This window comes from Amycolatopsis sp. cg9 (assembly GCF_041346945.1).
Taxonomy (GTDB): domain Bacteria; phylum Actinomycetota; class Actinomycetes; order Mycobacteriales; family Pseudonocardiaceae; genus Amycolatopsis.
Map to the genome: position 1 here is coordinate 9,045,866 of NZ_CP166850.1, position 17,681 is coordinate 9,063,546.

Annotated in this window: 22 protein-coding genes; 6 read left to right on the plus strand and 16 right to left on the minus strand. The window is 72.5% G+C overall.

Annotation, left to right across the window (positions count from 1 at the left end; translation table 11 throughout):
* Positions 1-2: 2 nt before the first annotated feature.
* Genes AB5J73_RS41460 through AB5J73_RS41475 form a run of 4 tightly spaced genes read right to left on the minus strand, consistent with a single transcriptional unit; the run spans position 3 to position 3,988 of the window.
* Positions 3-932, minus strand: coding sequence for a fumarylacetoacetate hydrolase family protein (locus AB5J73_RS41460; RefSeq protein WP_370964471.1), 930 nt, complete (start codon positions 930-932; stop codon positions 3-5).
* A complete protein-coding gene (locus tag AB5J73_RS41465; protein ID WP_370964472.1) occupies positions 932-1,870 on the minus strand; it encodes a VOC family protein in 939 nt (312 codons plus the stop codon). The genes AB5J73_RS41460 and AB5J73_RS41465 overlap by 1 nt, the downstream gene beginning before the upstream one ends.
* Before the next feature lie 19 nt (positions 1,871-1,889).
* Complete coding sequence (locus AB5J73_RS41470; protein ID WP_370964473.1) at positions 1,890-3,020, minus strand: FAD-dependent oxidoreductase; 1,131 nt, start codon at positions 3,018-3,020, stop codon at positions 1,890-1,892.
* 8 nt (positions 3,021-3,028) lie between these two features.
* On the minus strand, positions 3,029-3,988 hold the full coding sequence (locus tag AB5J73_RS41475) for a cyclase family protein (RefSeq protein WP_370964474.1): 960 nt from the start codon (positions 3,986-3,988) through the stop codon (positions 3,029-3,031).
* Between the two features lie 86 nt (positions 3,989-4,074).
* On the opposite strand from AB5J73_RS41475, the gene AB5J73_RS41480 reads away from it, so the two are divergent.
* Complete coding sequence (locus AB5J73_RS41480; RefSeq protein ID WP_370964475.1) at positions 4,075-5,019, plus strand: LysR family transcriptional regulator; 945 nt, start codon at positions 4,075-4,077, stop codon at positions 5,017-5,019.
* Between the two features lie 84 nt (positions 5,020-5,103).
* Positions 5,104-6,327 carry an MFS transporter gene (locus AB5J73_RS41485; RefSeq protein ID WP_370964476.1) on the plus strand — a complete coding sequence of 408 codons (1,224 nt, stop codon included), beginning with the start codon at positions 5,104-5,106 and terminating at the stop codon, positions 6,325-6,327.
* A 56-nt stretch (positions 6,328-6,383) separates the two neighbouring features.
* Here the strand turns inward: AB5J73_RS41485 and AB5J73_RS41490 are convergent, their stop codons facing one another.
* Positions 6,384-7,154 (minus strand): hypothetical protein, encoded by a 771-nt coding sequence (locus AB5J73_RS41490; RefSeq protein WP_370964477.1) that lies wholly within the window; start codon positions 7,152-7,154, stop codon positions 6,384-6,386.
* Positions 7,155-7,448: 294 nt separating this feature from the next.
* Here AB5J73_RS41490 and AB5J73_RS41495 point away from each other — a divergent pair, with 294 nt between their 5' ends.
* On the plus strand, positions 7,449-8,186 hold the full coding sequence (locus AB5J73_RS41495) for an ANTAR domain-containing protein (RefSeq protein WP_370964478.1): 738 nt from the start codon (positions 7,449-7,451) through the stop codon (positions 8,184-8,186).
* Between the two features lie 172 nt (positions 8,187-8,358).
* Here AB5J73_RS41495 and AB5J73_RS41500 read toward each other — a convergent pair whose 3' ends face one another.
* A complete protein-coding gene (locus tag AB5J73_RS41500; protein ID WP_370964479.1) occupies positions 8,359-9,264 on the minus strand; it encodes an alpha/beta hydrolase in 906 nt (301 codons plus the stop codon).
* 104 nt (positions 9,265-9,368) lie between these two features.
* On the opposite strand from AB5J73_RS41500, the gene AB5J73_RS41505 reads away from it, so the two are divergent.
* The gene (locus tag AB5J73_RS41505; RefSeq protein ID WP_370964480.1) at positions 9,369-9,668 is read left to right on the plus strand and encodes a MarR family winged helix-turn-helix transcriptional regulator; all 300 of its coding nucleotides are present in this window, start codon (positions 9,369-9,371) and stop codon (positions 9,666-9,668) included.
* 260 nt (positions 9,669-9,928) lie between these two features.
* On the opposite strand, the gene AB5J73_RS41510 is transcribed toward AB5J73_RS41505, so the two are convergent.
* Positions 9,929-10,519, minus strand: coding sequence for a TetR/AcrR family transcriptional regulator (locus AB5J73_RS41510; RefSeq protein ID WP_370964481.1), 591 nt, complete (start codon positions 10,517-10,519; stop codon positions 9,929-9,931).
* 84 nt (positions 10,520-10,603) lie between these two features.
* On the opposite strand from AB5J73_RS41510, the gene AB5J73_RS41515 reads away from it, so the two are divergent.
* Positions 10,604-11,191 (plus strand): SDR family NAD(P)-dependent oxidoreductase, encoded by a 588-nt coding sequence (locus tag AB5J73_RS41515; protein ID WP_370964482.1) that lies wholly within the window; start codon positions 10,604-10,606, stop codon positions 11,189-11,191.
* A 204-nt stretch (positions 11,192-11,395) separates the two neighbouring features.
* Here the strand turns inward: AB5J73_RS41515 and amaP are convergent, their stop codons facing one another.
* The 9 genes from amaP to AB5J73_RS41560 form a co-directional block, all read right to left on the minus strand.
* The gene (gene amaP, locus AB5J73_RS41520) at positions 11,396-11,968 is read right to left on the minus strand and encodes an alkaline shock response membrane anchor protein AmaP (protein WP_370964483.1); all 573 of its coding nucleotides are present in this window, start codon (positions 11,966-11,968) and stop codon (positions 11,396-11,398) included.
* Positions 11,965-12,495 (minus strand): DUF6286 domain-containing protein, encoded by a 531-nt coding sequence (locus AB5J73_RS41525; RefSeq protein WP_370964484.1) that lies wholly within the window; start codon positions 12,493-12,495, stop codon positions 11,965-11,967. The genes amaP and AB5J73_RS41525 overlap by 4 nt, the downstream gene beginning before the upstream one ends.
* Positions 12,492-12,866 carry an Asp23/Gls24 family envelope stress response protein gene (locus AB5J73_RS41530; protein ID WP_370964485.1) on the minus strand — a complete coding sequence of 125 codons (375 nt, stop codon included), beginning with the start codon at positions 12,864-12,866 and terminating at the stop codon, positions 12,492-12,494. Before AB5J73_RS41530 ends, AB5J73_RS41525 begins: the two co-directional genes overlap by 4 nt.
* A 3-nt stretch (positions 12,867-12,869) precedes the next feature.
* Positions 12,870-13,046, minus strand: a complete 177-nt coding sequence (locus tag AB5J73_RS41535; protein ID WP_370964486.1) for a hypothetical protein — start codon at positions 13,044-13,046, stop codon at positions 12,870-12,872.
* A complete protein-coding gene (locus AB5J73_RS41540; protein WP_370964487.1) occupies positions 13,043-13,357 on the minus strand; it encodes a hypothetical protein in 315 nt (104 codons plus the stop codon). The genes AB5J73_RS41535 and AB5J73_RS41540 overlap by 4 nt, the downstream gene beginning before the upstream one ends.
* A complete protein-coding gene (locus tag AB5J73_RS41545; protein ID WP_370964488.1) occupies positions 13,354-13,833 on the minus strand; it encodes an Asp23/Gls24 family envelope stress response protein in 480 nt (159 codons plus the stop codon). The genes AB5J73_RS41540 and AB5J73_RS41545 overlap by 4 nt, the downstream gene beginning before the upstream one ends.
* Positions 13,834-13,926: 93 nt before the next feature.
* Positions 13,927-14,748 carry an alpha/beta hydrolase gene (locus tag AB5J73_RS41550; RefSeq protein ID WP_370964489.1) on the minus strand — a complete coding sequence of 274 codons (822 nt, stop codon included), beginning with the start codon at positions 14,746-14,748 and terminating at the stop codon, positions 13,927-13,929.
* Between the two features lie 337 nt (positions 14,749-15,085).
* Positions 15,086-15,547, minus strand: a complete 462-nt coding sequence (locus AB5J73_RS41555) for a DUF3237 domain-containing protein (protein ID WP_370964490.1) — start codon at positions 15,545-15,547, stop codon at positions 15,086-15,088.
* Entirely contained in the window at positions 15,547-16,812 is a 1,266-nt protein-coding gene (locus AB5J73_RS41560; protein WP_370964491.1) for an MFS transporter, read from the minus strand. Before AB5J73_RS41560 ends, AB5J73_RS41555 begins: the two co-directional genes overlap by 1 nt.
* Positions 16,813-16,878: 66 nt before the next feature.
* Between AB5J73_RS41560 and AB5J73_RS41565 the strand changes: the two genes are divergently transcribed.
* Positions 16,879-17,655 (plus strand): IclR family transcriptional regulator, encoded by a 777-nt coding sequence (locus AB5J73_RS41565; protein ID WP_370964492.1) that lies wholly within the window; start codon positions 16,879-16,881, stop codon positions 17,653-17,655.
* The last annotated feature ends 26 nt before the right edge of the window (positions 17,656-17,681 follow it).

Sequence of the window (17,681 nt, forward strand, 5' to 3'; positions counted from 1 at the left end):
GATCAGGTCCTTTCAGGCTGGAGCCGGTTCCGGGGCCGTCGCCGCGCCGGGCGCACCGGCGGCAGCACCCCACCGGGCACGACGGTGTTGCGGATCGTCCCGACGCCTTCGACGGTCATCTCGACGACGTCGCCGGGCTGCAGCGGCGGTGGTTGCTCCTCGCCGCGCCGCCCCCACAGCTCGGCCAGGCACCCGCCGTTGCCGCAGGTCCCGGAACCCAGGACGTCCCCGGCCCGTAGCCGGGTGCCGCGACCGGCGTAGGCGACGAGTTCTTCGAACGGCCAGCCCATGTTGGACAACAGGTCCTGGCCCACTTCGACGTCGTTGACCGCGACCCGCATGGCCAGCGCGAGAAAGCCGTCCGCGTCCCGGTACGGCTCCAGCTCGTCCGCGGTCACGAGCCACGGCCCGAGCGTCGTGGCGGAGTCCTTGCCCTTGGCCGGGCCGAGGTTGACCCGCATCTCGCGGCGTTGCAGGTCGCGGGCCGACCAGTCGTTCATGATCGTGTACCCGAAGATCGCGTCCGGCCCCAGCACGGCAGCGACCTCCAGCTCGAAGTCGAACGACCGCGAGCCCGGCGGGACCGGCACGTCGTCGTGCGCGCCGACCAGAGCGGCGGGATTGGTGAAGTAGAACGTCGGCGCCTCGTACCATTCCGGCGGCACGGAACCCGGCGCGACCATGCCCTCGACGTGTTCCTCGAACGCGACGAAGTCGCGGATGCTCGGTGGCTCGAGCGGCGGCAGCAGCCGCACCTCGGCCAGGGGCACGGCCGGCCAGCCGAGCGCGGCCGCCCCGGCTTCGAGGGCGGCGGGCAGGCCGCCGCGGGCCAGGTCGAGGGTGGTGACCCCGGCCGCGAAGGCGTGGACGCCGTCGCCGGAGACGACGCCCGCGCGCACGGTTCCGCCGTGCTCGTAGGTGGCGAGGCGCATCAGACCGGCGGGGCCACGAACAGGCCCTTGTCGGGGTCGTTGAAGGAGCGCGAGGCGACGAACTCGTTCATCGCGTTGGCCGTCCCCCACTGGTCGGACACCTCGGGCCGGGTGAAGTCGTAGAGGTGCGGGTGCCAGGTGTCCTCGTCGATCAGCTCGAGTTCGGTGGTGTACTCGACGGTGTTGCCGTGCGGGTCGAGGAAGTAGCTGAAGGTGTTGTTGCCGGCCAGGTGCCGCCCGGGCCCCCAGATCTTCTCGACCCCGGCGCGCAGCAGCTTCCCGGTACCGCGCAGGTACTCGTCGATCCCCCGCATCTCGAACGACGCGTGGTGCAGCGACGGGTGCGGGCCGCGGGCGATGGCGAGGCTGTGGTGCCAGGCGTTGATGCGCAGGAACCACATCATCCCGCCCAGCCGCGGGTGCGTCAGGGTGTCGGACAGCCGGAAGCCGAGGTGGCGCTCGTAGAACTGCCGCGTGCCTTCGGGGTCGGCGGAGTTGATCACGGCGTGGGACAGCCGGACCGGGATCGCCTCGCCGGCTTCGATCTTCCGGTGGGCGCGGACCGCGACGTCGGCGCTGATCTCGATGGTGCGGCCTTCGTTGTCGAAGAACCGGAACCCGTAACCGCCACCGGGGGTGTGCAGCGAACGCGGCTCGTGGACCAGGGTGACGCCGGCGGTCGCCAGGCGGGCGGCCAGGGTGTCGACGTCGGCCGCGGTGGCCACGCCGAAGGCGATCAGGTCGATGCGCTTGTCCGCCGCCTGGCGCAGCCGCACGATGTAGTGCTCGGGCGAGCCTTCCGCGGCGAGGAAGGCGATCCCGGTGTCGGTGTGCTCGGTGGTCAGGCCCCACGCGCCGGCGTAGAAGTCCTGCTGGCGGGCGAGGTCGGGCACGGCGAGGTCGACGTGCCGCAGGTGGGTGATCAGGCCGTCGGTCATGGCGTTCCTCCGTAAGGGGTCAGGCGGGCTGGGCGACGAGGGCGGAGATGCGGCCCATCAGGCCGGGAACGTCGCCCTGTTCGTGGTCGAGGAGCCACTGGCAAAGCTGGTTCGACGCCTCGACCACGGCCGTCGCCCGGGCCACCCGGCGTTCGGCGAAAGCGCGCCACAGCGTGTCGTCCAGGGTTTCGGCGCCGAGCAGGAGCTCACCGAGGACAGCCGCGTCCTCGAGCGCTTGAGCGCCCCCCTGGGCCAGAGTCGGCGGGCAGGCGTGGGCGGCGTCGCCGATCAGCACGACGCGGCCGCGGTGCCACGGCGCGGGCAGCACGTGGGTCTCGAACCGGGTGTAGTTGACGCGGGAGGGGTCGTCGAGCGTGGCGAGGATGTCGTCCCACGGCCCGTGGTAGGCCGAGGCGAGTTCGCGCATGACGGCGAGCCGCTCCGGCGGGCTCAGGGAACTGCGGTCCCGCGCTTCTTCGACGACGTAGGCGTAGAGCGAGTTCTCCCCGGTCGGGCAGTAGCCCGCGATGTAGCTGGGACCGCCGTAGAAGAGGTCGGTGCGGGTGACCGACGCCGGGCGAGGACCGAAGGCGCGCCAGATGCCCATCCCGGTCGAGCGGGTCGCCAGGTCGATGCCCAGCAGCCGCCGGATCGTCGAGCGGACGCCGTCGGCCCCGACGACCAGGTCGTAGCGGCCGGTCGAGCCGTCCGTGAAGGTGGCCTCGACGTGGCTTCCACCCTGCCGCAGCTCGGTGGTCGTGAGCCCGAACCGGATCTTCGCGCCGGTCGCGGCCGCGCGGTCGTGCAGGATCCGGGCGAGGTCGGGACGCGGCATGCCCAGGGCGGCGGGCAGGTCCGGGCCGCCGGTGCGGGCGTCCGGGAGTTCGGCCAGCAGGGTGCCGGCGGGATCGGGCGCGCGCAGTCCCAGGCCGTCGAACCCGTACCCCTTCGCCCGGACCTCCTCCCACACGCCGAGGGCGCGCAGCTCGCGCAAGGCGTTTCCCTGCAACGTGATCCCCGACCCGAGGGCGGCGACGCCGGGCTCGGCTTCCACGAGGTCGACCGCGACTCCCCCGTTCGCGAGGTGGATCGCGGTGGCGGTGCCGGCGAGTCCGCTGCCGACGACGAGGACGGTGGTGACGGCGGGCATGGCGGTCCTCACTTGACGGCGATCGGCGCGACCGGGGCGCCGACGGCGCCGGTCACGGGCAGCGGGTCGGCGGTCAGCCAGAACTCGTACGTCCCGTCGGCGGCGCAGTCGGCCGCGAGGGCGTCGAGGTCCCACATCTCGCCGAGGAACAAACCGATGTGCGGAATGGCGACCTGGTGCAGCGGCTGGAAGGCGTCGTCGAACTCGTTGGGCCGGACCTCGAAGCCCCAGGTGTCGGTGGCGATGGCGGCGATTTCCGTGCGGTGCAGCCAATCCGCCGTGGTGAACGACAGGCCCGGAGCCGGGCCGCCCGCGTAGTCGCCCCAGCCTTCGCGCCGGGCGCGGGCGAGCCGGCCGGTCCGCACCAGGAGCAGGTCACCGCGGCCGACGCGCGCGGTCGCGCCGTGGGCGGCGATGGTGGCTTCGAGGTGGCCGGTGGTGATCGCGAACCCGTCCGGCAGCTCGCCGTCGTCGCCGATCACCCGGCCGACGTCGAGGAGCACGCCGCGGCCGGCGATCCGGCCCGATGCGGTCTCGATCCCGGTGACCCGGTCGCCTTCGCTGGTCACGACGTCTCCGGCGCGCCGGCCGTTCCAGGCGATGCCGTGGTCGAAGATGTGGCCGAGACCGTCCCATTGCGTCGAGGCCTGCAAAGGCATGAAGACGACGTCGTCGGCGCCGCCCAGCCCGTGCGGGAAACCTTGCCCGCGCTCGGCGTCCAGGCCGGTGTCGAGCATGGTGTGGATCGGGTTGGTGCGCCTTCGCCAGCCCTTCTGCGGGCCGTCCGCGGCGAAGCGCTGCGCCAGCGAGAAGCTCGCCCCGCGCCGGACGAGCGCGGCGCCTTCCCGGCGTTTGGCCTCGTCCAGGAAGTTCAGCGTGCCCAGCACGTCGTCGTCGCCCCAGCGGCTCCAGTTGGAGCAGCGCTGGGCGGCTGCTGCGATCGCGCCCTCGGGATCGGTTCGGTCCACCCCTTCACTGTCGGGGCCGGACGCGGTATCAGGGAAGAACAGATCGGTGATGCGGAGTATCGACAGCGTTGATACCGTGACCCGCTGTGAACCTGGCTCGGCTGGACCTGAACCTGTTGGTGGCGCTCGACGCGCTGCTGCAGGAGCGCAGCGTGACGCGCGCGGCGGCGCGGATGGGCCTCGGCCAGCCCGCGGTGTCGGCCCAGCTGGCCCGGCTGCGCCGGCACTTCCACGACGACCTGCTCACCCGGTCGGGGAACCAGTACCGGCTCACCCCGCTGGCCGTCCAGCTCAAGGAACGCGTGCGCGTGGCCCTGTCCGGAGCCGAGCGGGTGTTCGCCGCCGAGCCCGACTTCGACCCGGCCTCCTCGGCGCGCGAGTTCTCGATGCTCATGAGCGACTACGGGGTGGCCGTGCTCGGCCCCGGCATCGCGGCCCGCCTCGCCGAGGAAGCACCGGGCACCCGGCTGCGGTTCCCCGCGAACACGCCCAGGATGGTCGACGCGGCCGCGCAGGAGCTGGTCCACACCGACCTGCTGGTGATCCCGCACGGGTTCGTCGACGACCTGCCGCACCAGGACCTCTACCGCGACGAATGGGTGTGCCTGGTGGCCGCGGGCAACACCACCGTCGAAGACTCCCTGACCGTCCGGCAGCTGGAGACCATGCCGTGGGTCGTGACCTACCACGGGCCGACGGCGTCCACCCCGGCCGCGCGGCAGATGCGCATGCTCGGCATCGAACCGCACATCCAGGTGGTCACCGAGACGTTCCTGACCGTGCCCGGGCTCATCGCGGGCTCCGGCCGCGTGGCGCTGGTGCAGCGCCGGCTCGCCGACGGGATCCCGGCCGAGCTCGGCGTGCGGGCGCTCCCCTGCCCCTTCGACGCGACCCCGCTCGTCGAAGCGATGTGGTGGCACCCGATGTACGACGACGACCCCGAGCACCGCTACCTGCGCGACGTCGTCCAGCGCGCCGTCGCCGCGATGATCGGCATCACCCCGGCTGATACCGCCCTTCGGGAGAAGTGATTTCCGCTCCGGCGCCGCGTTCCCGACACTTTGCGCAAGCGATGCCGATCAGCGGAGACCGGCCGCCCGCAGGCCGGAGGCGCCATGTCCGAACACCTCGCGAGTTCCCGCCCGGCCACGGCCCCCTCGACGGGCGGCCGCCGGCCGGGAACGGCTCAGCTGCTGATCCTGTTGTCCGCCAGCTGCTTGTCCGTGCTCGGCGCCGTGCTCATCGCACCGGTACTGCCTCAGCTGAAGGACGCTTTCGCCGGCGTACCCGGCGCCGACGTCCTCGCGGCGGTGGTGCTCACGGTTCCCGCGCTGCTGATCGGGCTCACCGCGCCGTTCGCGGGCCTGATCGTCGACAAGGTCGATCGCAAACGGCTGCTGCTGATCGCCTTGGTGTGCTACGCGATCACCGGCACCGCCCCGCTGTACCTGCCTTCCCTGCCGGCGATCCTGATCAGCCGCGTCGTGGTCGGCGTGTGCGAGGCGGCGATCATGACCTGTGCCACGACGCTGATCGGTGACTACTGGTCCGGGGCGCGCCGCAGCCGCTACCTGAGCCTGCAGACGCTCGTCGCGTCGTTGTCCGCGACGGTGTTCCTGGCTTTGGGCGGTGCGTTGGGCGCGCGCAGCTGGCGGACGCCGTTCTGGGTGTACGCGGTCGCGCTCGTGCTGGTCCCGCTGACCGCGAAACTCATCTGGCGGCCGGACACCAAGGCCGCCGCGGGACGGCGTCTGGCGCCGCTGCCGTGGCGTGCCTTGCTGACGCCGTATCTGGTCACCTTCATCGGCGGCATCGTTTTCTACACCCTGATCGTGGAACTGTCCTTTGTGCTCACCGAAGCCGGGCTCGGGTCGACGGCGGCGATCGGCGGCATCAGCGCCCTGATGTCGGTGGCCACCGCCGCCGGGTGCGTCGTCTTCGCCCGGCTGTCCCACCGGACGCCGCGCACGCTGCTACCGGTGGCGTTCGGGCTGTCGGCGATCGGCTTCGCTCTCGTGTTCGCGACCGGTTCGGTCCCGGTGATCTCGGCCGGTGCCGCCGTCGCCGGGTTCGGCACCGGCATGCTCCTGCCCACGCTGCTGACGTGGGCCGTGAACGGGCTGGAGTTCGAGCAGCGCGGCCGGGGTACCGGCGGGTGGACCGCGGCGCTGTTCATCGGCGAGTTCCTCTGCCCCCTGCTGATCGCCGCGATCGGCGCGGGCGCCGGCGGCCTGCGTCCGGCCATCGGCGTGCTCGGTCTGGCCGCCGCGGCCATGGCCGCGCTCTGCGTGGTCGCCACCCGGCGGCACAACCCCCGGCTCGACCTGACGGCCGGCTGACCGGCCTCGCCCGGCCACCACCTTCGCACCGGTCATCCCACCACCACTGCGCGCGCTCACCCGGGCCGGCCGAGCCGTCGACGCGTACGCCACCCGCCGGTCACCGGCGGCCCCCGCCCTCGGTGCGCAGGGTCGACGCGAAAGCCGGAACCGCGTACGGACCGGGGCGGCGCGGGCCGTTCGGCCTTCAGCACGATGCCGGTGCCCTCGCGGTAGCGGACGTGGATCTCCGGCGGGGCCCGCCTCAGCGAGCGGCCGTTGCCGGCGGAGACGCGCACGACGTCGACGGTCGCGTTCCGCCACCCGGTGGCCGCGACCGCGCGGGCCCGGCCCCACCAGCCCACCGCGGCCAAGACCGCGAACAGCGTCCCGAGCGAGCCGGCCACGAGCAGGACGTAGCCGAGGTTGACGAGGAACCGGCTCTTGTTCTCTTCCACCAGGGTGCGCACGCGATCCGGCGGTCGTGGTCGTGGTCGGTCGTGGACCACGATGACCCGCTCGCCGACGAAGTTGGAGTTCTTCGAGTCGCGGACGATCTTCGCGGTCCGCGCGCCGGTGGCGAGGAGCTCGTCGGCGGCCTCGTCGAGCAGGACCAGAGCCGCGGCCCCCGCCCTTGCCAGTGCCATCCAGACGAGGACGAACGCCGCCGCGCGACCCGCCACCCGGCGCAGCCGCCCGGTTTCGGCCGCGAAGCCGATCCGGCGGTCGTGGTCGGTCGGCAGCGGCAGCCAGCCCCCGAACCCGTCCTCGCTCGCGGCAGCGCGGTTCCGGACCGGCCCCCGCAGGCGCCAGGCCACGCCACCGGCCGCCGGGAGGGCGAACCACAACCACTGCCGCTTGACGAAACCGCCGAAGGGGTCCTTCAGCCGAGCTTAGAAGCCTTGAGCAGCACCGATGCTGCGAGAAACGGCACCGGACGGCCGTGCCAGGCGTGCAAGTGAGCAGGCCAGGTCCGGCGGTTCTGGCGGCGCGCCAGCGGGCCGGGTCGTCGATCACCCCGGTGCCGCCGGCTGCAGATCTGCCAACCACCCCGGCCGGGCCTACTGTTGTCTGCCAGCAACCTGGCGACGACCTGGGTCGACGCTCGATCACCGTCGACACCCGCACCGGAGGAGCACCGCATGGACGAAAGACTGCTTGACGAGCGGGACGCCGCGCGGAGAGTGGACGACGTCACCGCCGCCTTGGACCGGCTGGCCAGCACCTTCGCGGAAGAAGAGGAACTGCTGGTGGTCCTGCAACGGGTGTGCCGGCAGGTCATGCACGCCGTGCCGGACGCGGAGATCGCCAGCATCACGCTGCTGCGCGAAGGCGCTCCGTACACCGCGACTGCGACCGGTGACACCGCGCACCACGTCGATCAGGCCCAGTACGACGCCGGGCGAGGCCCCTGCCTGGAGGCCGCCCGGACCGGCGAGCTCCAACGGGTGACGGTGACCGAGGCGGCCGAACAGTGGCCCGAGTTCGCGGCGGCGGCAAGCAGATCCGCGGTCGTCGCCTACCTGTCCGCCCCGCTGTTCGTCGACCACCAGTACCACGGTTCGCTCAACCTGTACGACACCGGCGGCAACAGCTTCGGCGCACTCGACGCGGCGCTGCTGGACTTGTACACCTCCGCCGCCGAGTCCGCGCTGCGCAGCACCCGCCGCCACCAAGCCGCCCGCGAAACCATGGGACAGCTCCGCACCGCCCTGACCTCTCGCGCGGTGATCGACCAGGCGAAGGGCATCCTCATGGCCCTGCACAGCATCAAGTCCGACGACGCTTTCGAACTGCTCGTCAAAGCATCGCAGGAGCAGAACCGGAAACTGCGGGAAGTCGCCCAGAACTTCGTGGCCGAAGCCACGAGCCGGCCGTGACCCCACCGGAACGCCGGATCAACGCGACGAAGGCGCCGGCTCGCTGCTGAACCGACGCCGTCGCCAAATCCCCGCCAAGCACGGGCAGGAACTCACAGCGACGCTTACCCGGTTCCCCGGTCCGCTGAACGTGAACCCCGCTCGACAGGGAACGTGCGGCCTGCACCCACGTTCACAGGTGGTCGGTGTAGAAGGTGGCCAGCCGGTCGACGGCGGCGTCGACGTACTCGGGTACGTCGTACATCTCGTAGTGGCGGGCGTCCTTGATCACCGTGCGGTCGACGGGATTGGGTGCCAGGTCCCAGAGGCGCTTGCCGGACTCGTCGAAGCCGGTCCCGTCGAGGTTCTCGGCGAGGATGAGCTGCAGCGGCTGGGTCATGAGCCGGTCGACCAGGTGGAAGGCGTCGAACCCGATGAGCGGCGAGTCGCCCCGGGTGAGGCGGCGGTTCGTCGAGTGCTCGTTCCGGCCGCGCTCGGTGCGGTAGTACCGGAGCGCCTGGAGCAGGTCGACGTCGGTCACCCCGGCCGCCTCGGCCTCGGCCACCGTGTCGGGCAGCCACTTCTCACGGGTCAGCCGGCCGGTGCGGGCCTCCTGGATGCGGGCGTCGGCCAGGGAGTCGAGCGCGGCAGCCGGCCCATCGGCCTGGAAGCCGCGGAACGAGGCACCGATCTCACCGGGGCCGACCACGCCGACCGCCTTGATCCGGTGGTCGGTGCGGGCGGTGTGGACCGCGTACCCGCCACCGGCGCAGATGCCGAGGACGCCGATGCGGTGCGGGTCGATGCCGGGAATCGTGGCGAGCGCGTCGATCGCGAAGGAGATGTCTTCACCGCGCCGGTACGGGTCTTCGAGGTCGCGGGGCTCGCCACCGCTTTGCCCCTGGTGAGCGGGGTCGAAGACGAGCGCCGCGATGCCCCGGGCCGCGAGCCGGGACGCGTAGTTCGCGCCGATCTGCTCCTTGACACTGCTGCCGGGCGTCGAAAGCACCACCGCGCGGACTGGCTGGGCATCGTCGGGCCGGTACAGGTCGGCGGCGAGTTCGATCGGGCGGCGCGGGATGGAGATGTGCTCGAGCATGGATCGGCCGCCTTTGGACGCTGAACCATCGCCTGCTCACCGTCGTACTGGACGCCTGCGCCGCCGACCTGGCCGAACTCGGGCTCGAGACCAAGGAGTTCTTCGTGCTCGCGGAGGCGGAGACGTCGCCGTACCCGGCCGAACTGGCGGCAACGCTGGTGATCTCGAAGGCCAGCATGACGGCCTACGTCCGCAATCTCTGCGCCAAGGGATTCCTGCGCCGAGAGATCGACGACACGGACCTGCGCCGCCATCGGCTCGTCCTGACGCCCGAGGGCACGGCGGCGCGCGACCGCGCCCTGGCAGCCCTCGCGGCCGAGTTCGACCGCCGGCTGGCCAAGGTCACCTCACGCGACCGTTCGGAGCTGCACCGCATCCTGACGTCCCTGGTCGAGCTCGGCTAGAGCCACCCGTCCGGCTGCCCGACAGTGAGCTCCAAGGAGACGCCGTGGCGTACATCGAGGTCGGTACCGGTGCTTCTTGGTACGCCTCCAGCCCCGTGGTCCCACCTGGCTGACCGACCTCCGCGGAGATCTGGCCGCGATCGACGTGCCGGCGTTGATCCTGCATGGCACCGCCGACCGGATCCTGCCGATCGACACCACCGCCCGCGAGTTCCACAAGCGGGTCCCGCGGGCCGAGCCCTTGCCGGCCCGGTCTCCGGCTAGCCGGAGACCGGTGGCCAGCTCCGCAGGGCGGCGTCGGCGACCAGCTGGAGGATGTCGCGCTCCGCGCCGCCGGCGGCCTGCACCGCGATGCCGTTCCCGACCGTTATGACGTACTTCGCCAGGACTGCCGGGTCGGTGTCCGGCGGCAGGTCGCCCTCGTCGACCGCGCGCCGGAACCGATCCGTCAGCTTGGTGCCGACCTCCGCTCCCCAGGCTGCCAGCACGTCGCGGATCACCCGCCCGTCCTCGCCCCCGATCAGGGAGGCCCGGAGGCTGAGACACCCGGTCGGGTAGCCCGGCAGGGTGGCGCTCCGGACCGCGCCGCGCAGGAAAACCGTGGCCACCTGCTGGGCGGTCGGCTCCGCCAGCGCCTCGGCACCGTACGACGCCGGGCCTTCGCTGTAGCGCTTCAGAGCTTTCCGGAACAACTCCTCCTTGTTGCCGAAGGCCGCGTACATGCTCGTGCGGTTGATCCCCATGGCCTCGGTCAGGTCGGTGAGGCTCGTGCCCTCGTAACCGTTCTCCCAGAACACCCGCATCGCGTTCTCGAGCGCTTCGTCGGCGTCGAAGCCCCGGGGCCGACCCATCTGCGCGGTCCGTCGACCGTTCACGTGACCCACCTTACCAGTTACTTACCGATCGGTACAGAAATCGACAAGGAGGTTCTCGTCATGAGCGAGTTGACCGGCAAAACTGCCCTGATCACCGGTTCCACCACCGGCATCGGCCGGGCGACGGCCTACGCACTGGCCGCGCGCGGCGCCAACGTCGTGGTGACCGGCCGCGACGCCCAGCGCGGGCAGGAGGTCGTCCAGAAGATCCAGGCCGAGGGCGGCTCGGCCCGCTTCGCCGCCGCCGACCTGACCAACCCGGACGACGTGGCCCGGCTGGCCCGGGAAGCCGGCGAGGTGGACGTGCTGGTGAACAACGCCGGGGTCGGCAGCTTCGGTCCCAGCGCCGACATCACCGGCGAACAGTACGACGCGATGCTCGACGCCAACGTGCGCGCGGTCTACCAGCTGACCACCGCCCTGGCTCCGAAGATGGCCGAGCGCGGCAGCGGCAGCGTGATCAACGTCAGCAGCGGCGCCGCCGTGATCGGGGACGTCAACAACGCGGTCTACGCGGCCACGAAGGCAGCAGTGAGCTCCTTGACCCGCGCGTGGGCCGCCGAGTACGGCCCGTCCGGCGTCCGCGTCAACGCGGTCGCCCCCGGCCCATCAGAACGAGCAATCATTACGACAAACGGCACCGCATGAGGCGTACGCTCGGCGGCTCGGGAGCCCGCATCATCGCTGTTCCAGCGCGAGGCGCTCTGGGAAATGGTGGCCGGGAATGGTTGCGAACACTTCCCGATCCTTGTTGTCAGGGATATTCAACGAACGTTGTCCACTCCAGGAATGTTTCAGCGGACGACGGGCACGTGCGCGCTGATGCGGCACTGTCCGACTCGGGAAGCAGCGTCAGCGGATGCGCGGGCCGGCGGCCGTGGAGAAGCGGAACTCGATGGCGACCGGCACCGTCTCGAGGTCGAGCGCTTGCCGGAGCCGGGGCAGGCCCTCGGTGTCCAGGCGCTCAAGGATCTCCGTGGGGTCGCCGTCCTGCTCCACCGACACGACCAGCGCCAACGTCGGGTCCTCGCGGGTTCCGGCCAGCGTCGCCCGTGCCTGGTGCACCCCCGGGTACGTTCGCAGTTCCTCGGTGAAGGGAGCCACCGCGGCGTCGGCGGCCAGCTCGGTGCGGCCGCGGTCCGGGTCGGCCTCGAGGCGCCACGTCTGCGTCCGCGGGCGGCGCGCCAGCTGGGCGAGCAGCCAGCGCAGCACCAGCAGCCCGAGGATCGCGGCCGCCGCGGCGGCGACGTAGAGCACCCACGTGGGCGGCGTCGCCGTGCCCGGGACCAGCGGCGCCGCCGGGTCGACGACGGTCAGCCGGCGGAAGTGGGTTGCGACCGCGAACGCGCCTGCGGCCAGCAGCACCAGCCCGGCCAGGCCGAGCAGCACGCGGTTGAGCCGGGCGGGACGGTTCAGGTTCGTCATGACGCCTTCTTCCGGGGAGCGCGAACCCGCACCGACACGGCCGGCCGGGTGGCCGGGCCGATCTGGTCGAGCCGGTGGCCGACCGCCGCGCGAACGGCGTCGGCGAGGCCGTCCGGCCGGGTCCGGGCCGTCTTGACCCGTACCTTCACCCGGCGGGCGCCGACCTTGACCGCGGCACCGGACACACCGTCGACGCTCGCCGCGGCGGCACGCAGCGTCGAGCGGTAGCTTCCGCGGGCGGCACCCGCGTCGAAGGGGCCGCCCAGCGGCAGCACGGTCAGGGCCCCCGGCAGAACCGCGCCGAGCACCAGGACCAGGCCGAGCAACGCGACGACACCCCCGGCGACGGCCGGCACGGCGTCCGTCCACCGCAGGTCGTGCAGGGCGGACGCCACCGAGCCGAAGCTGATCCACGGGCGCTCGCCGACGATCGTCTGGATCGCCACCACGGCGACGAGCACGCACGCGGCCAGCACCACCACCGCGGTCAGGACGGCCGGGACGCTCCGGCGAGGACGGCGTTTCATTCGACCCTCCGCACTGGGCCCGCCGCGGTGTGCAGGGCGGTGACCGTGAGGTCGACCCGCGTCACCGTGAGCCCGGTCAGCGCCTCCACCCGCTCCACCAGGTGCTCGCGCGCCCGTTCGGTGGTGCGCGCGACCGAGGCGGGGTAGACGATCGAGATGCGCACGTCGAGCGTGACGGTCCCGTCGCCGACCTGGGCGCTCACCTTCGCGGAGTGGTCGAGGTCCTCGCCGCTCAGGCTCACGCCGAGGATCCGGCCGGCCGCGCCGCCGACGTCGTCGACCTCGAGCACGGCGCAGGCGGCCAGCCGTTCGATCGCCTGCGCCGAGATGGTCAGCACGCCGCGCTCGGCGACCGGCAGGGTGGTGGTCACGCCTCAGCCCCGATCGCGGCCGGAGAGCTGCGACAGGTCGAGCTTGCCGTCGAGGAAGCGGCCGACCAGGAAGCCGATCGCCCCCAGCACGGCGACCGCGGCGAACGCGCCGAAGCCGCCGAACGCGACGGCCAGCCCCAGGACGAGGCCGGTGAGCAGGCCGAGCTGCGTGGCTTTCACAAGACCCTCTCCTTCAGTTGCGCTTGGTGCGGTTCGCCGGCCGGCTCGGCCAGGTCCGCGATCACGACGTGCACCGGCCGCCCGGCGACCGCGGCGGCGGCACGCACGGCCGCGGCGACGTCCCCGGCCACCAGCGGGTAGCCCGTGGTGACCGCGATCGTGACGTCTTCGTCGCGGACGCGCACGCCCGCGATCCGCCGCGGCGGGTCGAGCGTGGCGATCTCGCCGAACCGCCCGCCGTGCAGCCCGGTCACTCCGGGCACGACCCGCACCGCGGCCGCGATCCTGGCGGCGTCGGGTTCGGGCTTCACTGCACCCGGCCGGTTTCGGCGGTCTCGCCCTCTCCCCCGTCTTCGGACGGCAGGTGCAGGTCGCCGACGTTGATGTTCACCTCGACCACCTCCAGGCCGGTCATCTGCTCGACGGCGGTGATCACGTTGCGGCGCACCGAACGCGACAGGTCGGCGATGGACACGCCGTACTCGACGACGATCTGCAGGTCGACGGCCGCCTGCTTCTCGCCGACCTCGACCGACACGCCCTGCCCGGCCGAAGCCGTCGCACCCGGGATGCGTTCGCGGATCGCGGAGAACGCCCGTGCGGCGCCGCCACCGAGGGCGTGCACGCCGGCAATCTCGCGCGTGGCCAGGCCGGCGATCTTCTGCACGACGACGTCCGCGATCGACGTGCTGCCCTCGGTGGTCACCAGCGCGCCGTCCCCGCCGTTCTTGGCGGAACCGGCCGACGCCTGCTGGGCAGGCACCTTGGTGGCGGTGGCGTTCGTCATGTCGTCTCCTTCGTTCGTCGGGAAGCGTGGTGTTCGCGTCGAGGCCACTTGATTGTTGTTCCCTAGTGGACGGACAACGCGGTGGGAAGATCGTCACGACCCGATCGTGTGACCCCCATCTCCCGTGTACGAGTGCCGGAAGAGGCGCGGGGCGAAGTCGTGGAGGTTGTCGCGCCAGGTCTGCCACGTGCGCGCGCCGGGGGCGAATTCCGAGTAGCGGTAACGGATTCCGTACGCGTCGAAGACCGCGCGCGTGGCGACGTTGTTGGCGTGGGCGATGTCGTCCGGGTTGCCGCAGTAGATGCGGTGCAGCCCGGTGCGGGCGTTGAGCCTCGGGTCGCGCAGCAGGTCGGCGTGTTCGGTGGTGAGGGCTTCGAGTACGCCGGGGAAGTACCCGGAGCTGAAGTCGCCGATCGAGCCGAACGCTCCGGGACGGCTGAGGAGCACGTTCCACGTCTGCAGCCCGCCGAGGGACAGCCCGGCCAGCGCCCGGCCGCCGGGCTCGCGCCGGACGCGGTAGGCGCGTTGGACCGCGGGGACCAGGTTGTCGAGCAGTTCGGCCGGGAAGCTGTCGTCGCCCGGCAGGCCGGTGGCGCCGGGCACGTTGCCGTCGGGGAACACGACGACCATCGGCCGGATGCGCCCCGCCGCGAGGAGGTTGTCGAGGATGACCGGGGCCCGGCCGGGTTCCACCCAGTCGAGGTGGTCGCCGCCCCCGCCGTGCACGAGGTAGAGCGCCGGGAGTTCGCGGTGGTCGCCGGGTGGTGTCCACACGGTGGCTTCCCGCCGGGTACCGGTGACGGTGCTGGCGTAGCCGAGGGTGCGCACACGGCCGTGCGGGACGGCGTGCTCGACCAGGAACCCCGTGCCGGGTCCGGGCACCAGGAACAGCGACAGCGCGGGGCTGGAGTGCACGGCGGTGGGGTTCGCCGGGTCCTTCCTCGTCGACGCCGTCGACGAGGAAGCTGTACTGGTAGTAGCTCGGCGTCAGCGGTCCGGTGGTGAGCTGCCGGACGCCGTCCGCGCCGCGGGTGAGGGACTGTTCGGTGTAGTCGAACGAGCGGCCCCAGCCGCCGCGGACGGTGACCGCGGTGGCGTCCGGCGCGCTCAGCCGGAACGTCACCGTGCGGTCCGGGTGGACGACGGGGTCGTGGGCGGCCGCGGAGGCCGGGAACGACCGCAGCAGCAGGGGCGCGGCGGCGCCGGCGGCGAGGACGGTGCGGCGGGCGAGGGCGGACACGGGGCCTCCGGTTCAGAGCAGGCGGTAGAGGTCGTAGCGGACCTGGCCGGCGGTGCGCTCGGCGCGGCCGAGCAGGACGCTGGTGGTGAGCCACCGGAACCGCGGGTCGGCCGCGGTGGCGCGCAGGGCGAGGCGGAAGTAGTAGCCGGCGGGGTCGACGTCCTCGCCGCGGGCCAGCGCGGCCAGGACCGCCGGCGGTCCGGTGCGGACGCCGGTGCTGGTCAGCCCGACGAGCGAGGACGACAGTTCGAGCGTGTACCGGGCTTCGACGAACACGGTGCCGTCGGGCAGCACGCGCTGCCAGTCCGCTCCGCCGGACCGGACGCGTCCGGCCAGCGCGGGCCCGTCGACCGTGCCACCGGTGATCGGTACCGTGCGGTGGTGGCCGTCCGGGCCCGGGCCGAAGTCCAGCGGAGGCGCCAGGTCGACGGTCACCGTGGCGAGGTTTTCCAGCTCCGGCTGGGGAAACAGCATCAGGCGACCTGGCGGATCGGCAGCACGAGCACCGCGCCGAGCAGCCCGGCGACGGCGCCGAACACGAACAGCGCCGCGAAGTTCTGCGGGGCCTCCGGTGTCGCGCCGATCGCGAGCACCGCCGGGGCGACCGCGGGCACCAGGGAGCTGGGCAAGGTGTTCGCGATGTTCATCAAGCCCAGGTCCTTCGCCGGGTTGGCCGGGTCCGGCACGAGCTGCGTCACCAGCGCGATGTCCACGCTGAGGTACACGCCCTGCCCAAGACCGACGACGCCGACCGCGGCCAGGAACGCCGGGAACGAGTGGGCGAACGCGGCCAGCAGCAGGCCCGCGGCGAAGATCAGCGCGGCGGCCACCACGAACGGCTTGCGGCGGCGGACCCGGTCGGACAGCTTGCCGGCGATCGGCGCGAACACGACGGCCGCCGCCGTCAAGACCGCGGTGGACAGGAAGACCGCGCCGGCCACCCGGTCCGGCGGGAAGTGCAGCACCAGGATGAGGTAGAAGGTCTGGTACGCCTGGATCGCCGCCACGCCGAGGAAGACCAGCAGGCGGCTCGCCCACGCCCACGCGAAGTCCGGACGGCGGCGCGGGTTCACCCAGAACGTCCGCAGCAGCTCGCCCGCGTCGAACGGCGGGCGTTCCGCGATCGGCGTGTCGGTGAGGAAACCGAACAGCAGCAGGGTTCCCGCGATCGCGACCGCGGCGGGCAGGAGGATCATCGCGCCGAGGTCCGGGGCGACCAGCTGCGCGCCGAAGAGGCCGGTGACCGCGCCGAGGGGCAGGCTCAGGCCGAGCACCGCGGACGCGGGCCCGCGCCGGTGCGGCTCCAGCTGGTCGGCCAGCACCGCGGTGCAGGCCACCGTCACCGCGCTGAACCCCACGAACGTGGCGACGGCCGACAGTGTCAGCAGCGGCGTGCTGTTCGCGACGAGCATCACCACGGCGCCGGCGGCGAACAGTGCCGCGCCGAGCAGGAGGAACGGCCGGCGGCGGCCCAGGCGGCCGGTCGTGCGGTCGCTGAGGCGGCCGAGCAGCGGGAACGCCACCAGCGACGCCAGCGCGCCGACGCCGGTGACCACGGAGACCGTGGTGGTCGCGCGGGCCGCGTCGAGCTCGGTGGCCTTCAGCGACAGGGTCAGCACGGCCGGCACCAGGTTGGCCATCGCCGCGCCGACCGCCGCGAGGCCGAGGAAGAACAGGAAGCCCCGGCGGGGCACCGCCGAGCCCGGTCCGGCCGGGGTGGTTTCGAGGGAAGCACGCATCGTTGGGCACCTTTCGCCACGGTTGCCCGGAAGGATGACCAGCGGCTTCGGGTACGGTCACCGGTTGTGCCAGCCAATGGAAAGCGCGGCCGTCGTCCGGCGCACGGCGAGCCGGTCGTCGACCGGGCGCTGGCGCTGCTGGCCGCCTTCGACGCCGAGCACCGCACCCTGTCGCTGGCCGAACTGAGCCGCCGCTGCGAGATGCCGCCCAGCTCCGCGCTGCGGCTGGCGAACCGGCTGCGGGAGTGGGGCGCCCTCGAGCGCGACGACGCCGGCCGCTTCTGCGTCGGCCTGCGCCTGCTCGAAGTGGCCACCCTCGCCCCGCGCGGGCACGGCCTGCGACAGGTCGCGCTCCCGTTCATGAACGACCTCGCCGAGGTCACCCACCAGCACGTCCAGCTCGCCGTCCGCGACGGCAGGCAGGCGCTGCTGGTCGAACGGCTCTCCGGGCACCAGGCCGCCCCGGTCGACTACCGCACCGGCGGCCGGCTGCCGCTGCACTCCACCGGCGTCGGACTGGCGCTGCTGGCGTTCGCGCCACGCGAGGTCCAGGAGGAACTGCTGGCCAAGCCGGTCTACAGCGAACCGGACAACCGGCTGATCCCGGCCGACAAGCTGCGCCGCACGCTGGCCGAGGTCCGGCGGGAACGGCTCGCGATCTTCCGCCGCCAGGACGAGACGGAGTCGATCGTGTCGGTCGCCGCGCCGATCTTCGGCCGCGACGACGTTCTCGCCGGCGTCCTCGGCGTGCTCGTGCCGAAGAAGGTCGCCCGGCCGCGGCACCTCGGCCTGGCCGTCCAGACGGCCGCGCGGGGCATCTCGCGGGAGCTGGGCGCTCGCTGAATTGCCATTGAACGGCACACCGATGG

What these genes read in the sequence shown, in the direction of transcription:
- AB5J73_RS41555 (WP_370964490.1), bottom strand. Translation starts at nt 15,547, where the DNA reads ATGCTGTTTCCCCAGCCGGAGCTGGAAAACCTCGCCACGGTGACCGTC.
- AB5J73_RS41470 (WP_370964473.1), bottom strand. Translation starts at nt 3,020, where the DNA reads ATGCCCGCCGTCACCACCGTCCTCGTCGTCGGCAGCGGACTCGCCGGC.
- AB5J73_RS41495 (WP_370964478.1), top strand. Translation starts at nt 7,449, where the DNA reads ATGGACGAAAGACTGCTTGACGAGCGGGACGCCGCGCGGAGAGTGGAC.
- AB5J73_RS41515 (WP_370964482.1), top strand. Translation starts at nt 10,604, where the DNA reads ATGAGCGAGTTGACCGGCAAAACTGCCCTGATCACCGGTTCCACCACC.
- AB5J73_RS41545 (WP_370964488.1), bottom strand. Translation starts at nt 13,833, where the DNA reads ATGACGAACGCCACCGCCACCAAGGTGCCTGCCCAGCAGGCGTCGGCC.
- AB5J73_RS41465 (WP_370964472.1), bottom strand. Translation starts at nt 1,870, where the DNA reads ATGACCGACGGCCTGATCACCCACCTGCGGCACGTCGACCTCGCCGTG.
- AB5J73_RS41460 (WP_370964471.1), bottom strand. Translation starts at nt 932, where the DNA reads ATGCGCCTCGCCACCTACGAGCACGGCGGAACCGTGCGCGCGGGCGTC.
- AB5J73_RS41510 (WP_370964481.1), bottom strand. Translation starts at nt 10,519, where the DNA reads ATGGGTCGGCCCCGGGGCTTCGACGCCGACGAAGCGCTCGAGAACGCG.
- AB5J73_RS41500 (WP_370964479.1), bottom strand. Translation starts at nt 9,264, where the DNA reads ATGCTCGAGCACATCTCCATCCCGCGCCGCCCGATCGAACTCGCCGCC.
- AB5J73_RS41525 (WP_370964484.1), bottom strand. Translation starts at nt 12,495, where the DNA reads ATGAAACGCCGTCCTCGCCGGAGCGTCCCGGCCGTCCTGACCGCGGTG.
- amaP (WP_370964483.1), bottom strand. Translation starts at nt 11,968, where the DNA reads ATGACGAACCTGAACCGTCCCGCCCGGCTCAACCGCGTGCTGCTCGGC.
- AB5J73_RS41560 (WP_370964491.1), bottom strand. Translation starts at nt 16,812, where the DNA reads ATGCGTGCTTCCCTCGAAACCACCCCGGCCGGACCGGGCTCGGCGGTG.
- AB5J73_RS41485 (WP_370964476.1), top strand. Translation starts at nt 5,104, where the DNA reads ATGTCCGAACACCTCGCGAGTTCCCGCCCGGCCACGGCCCCCTCGACG.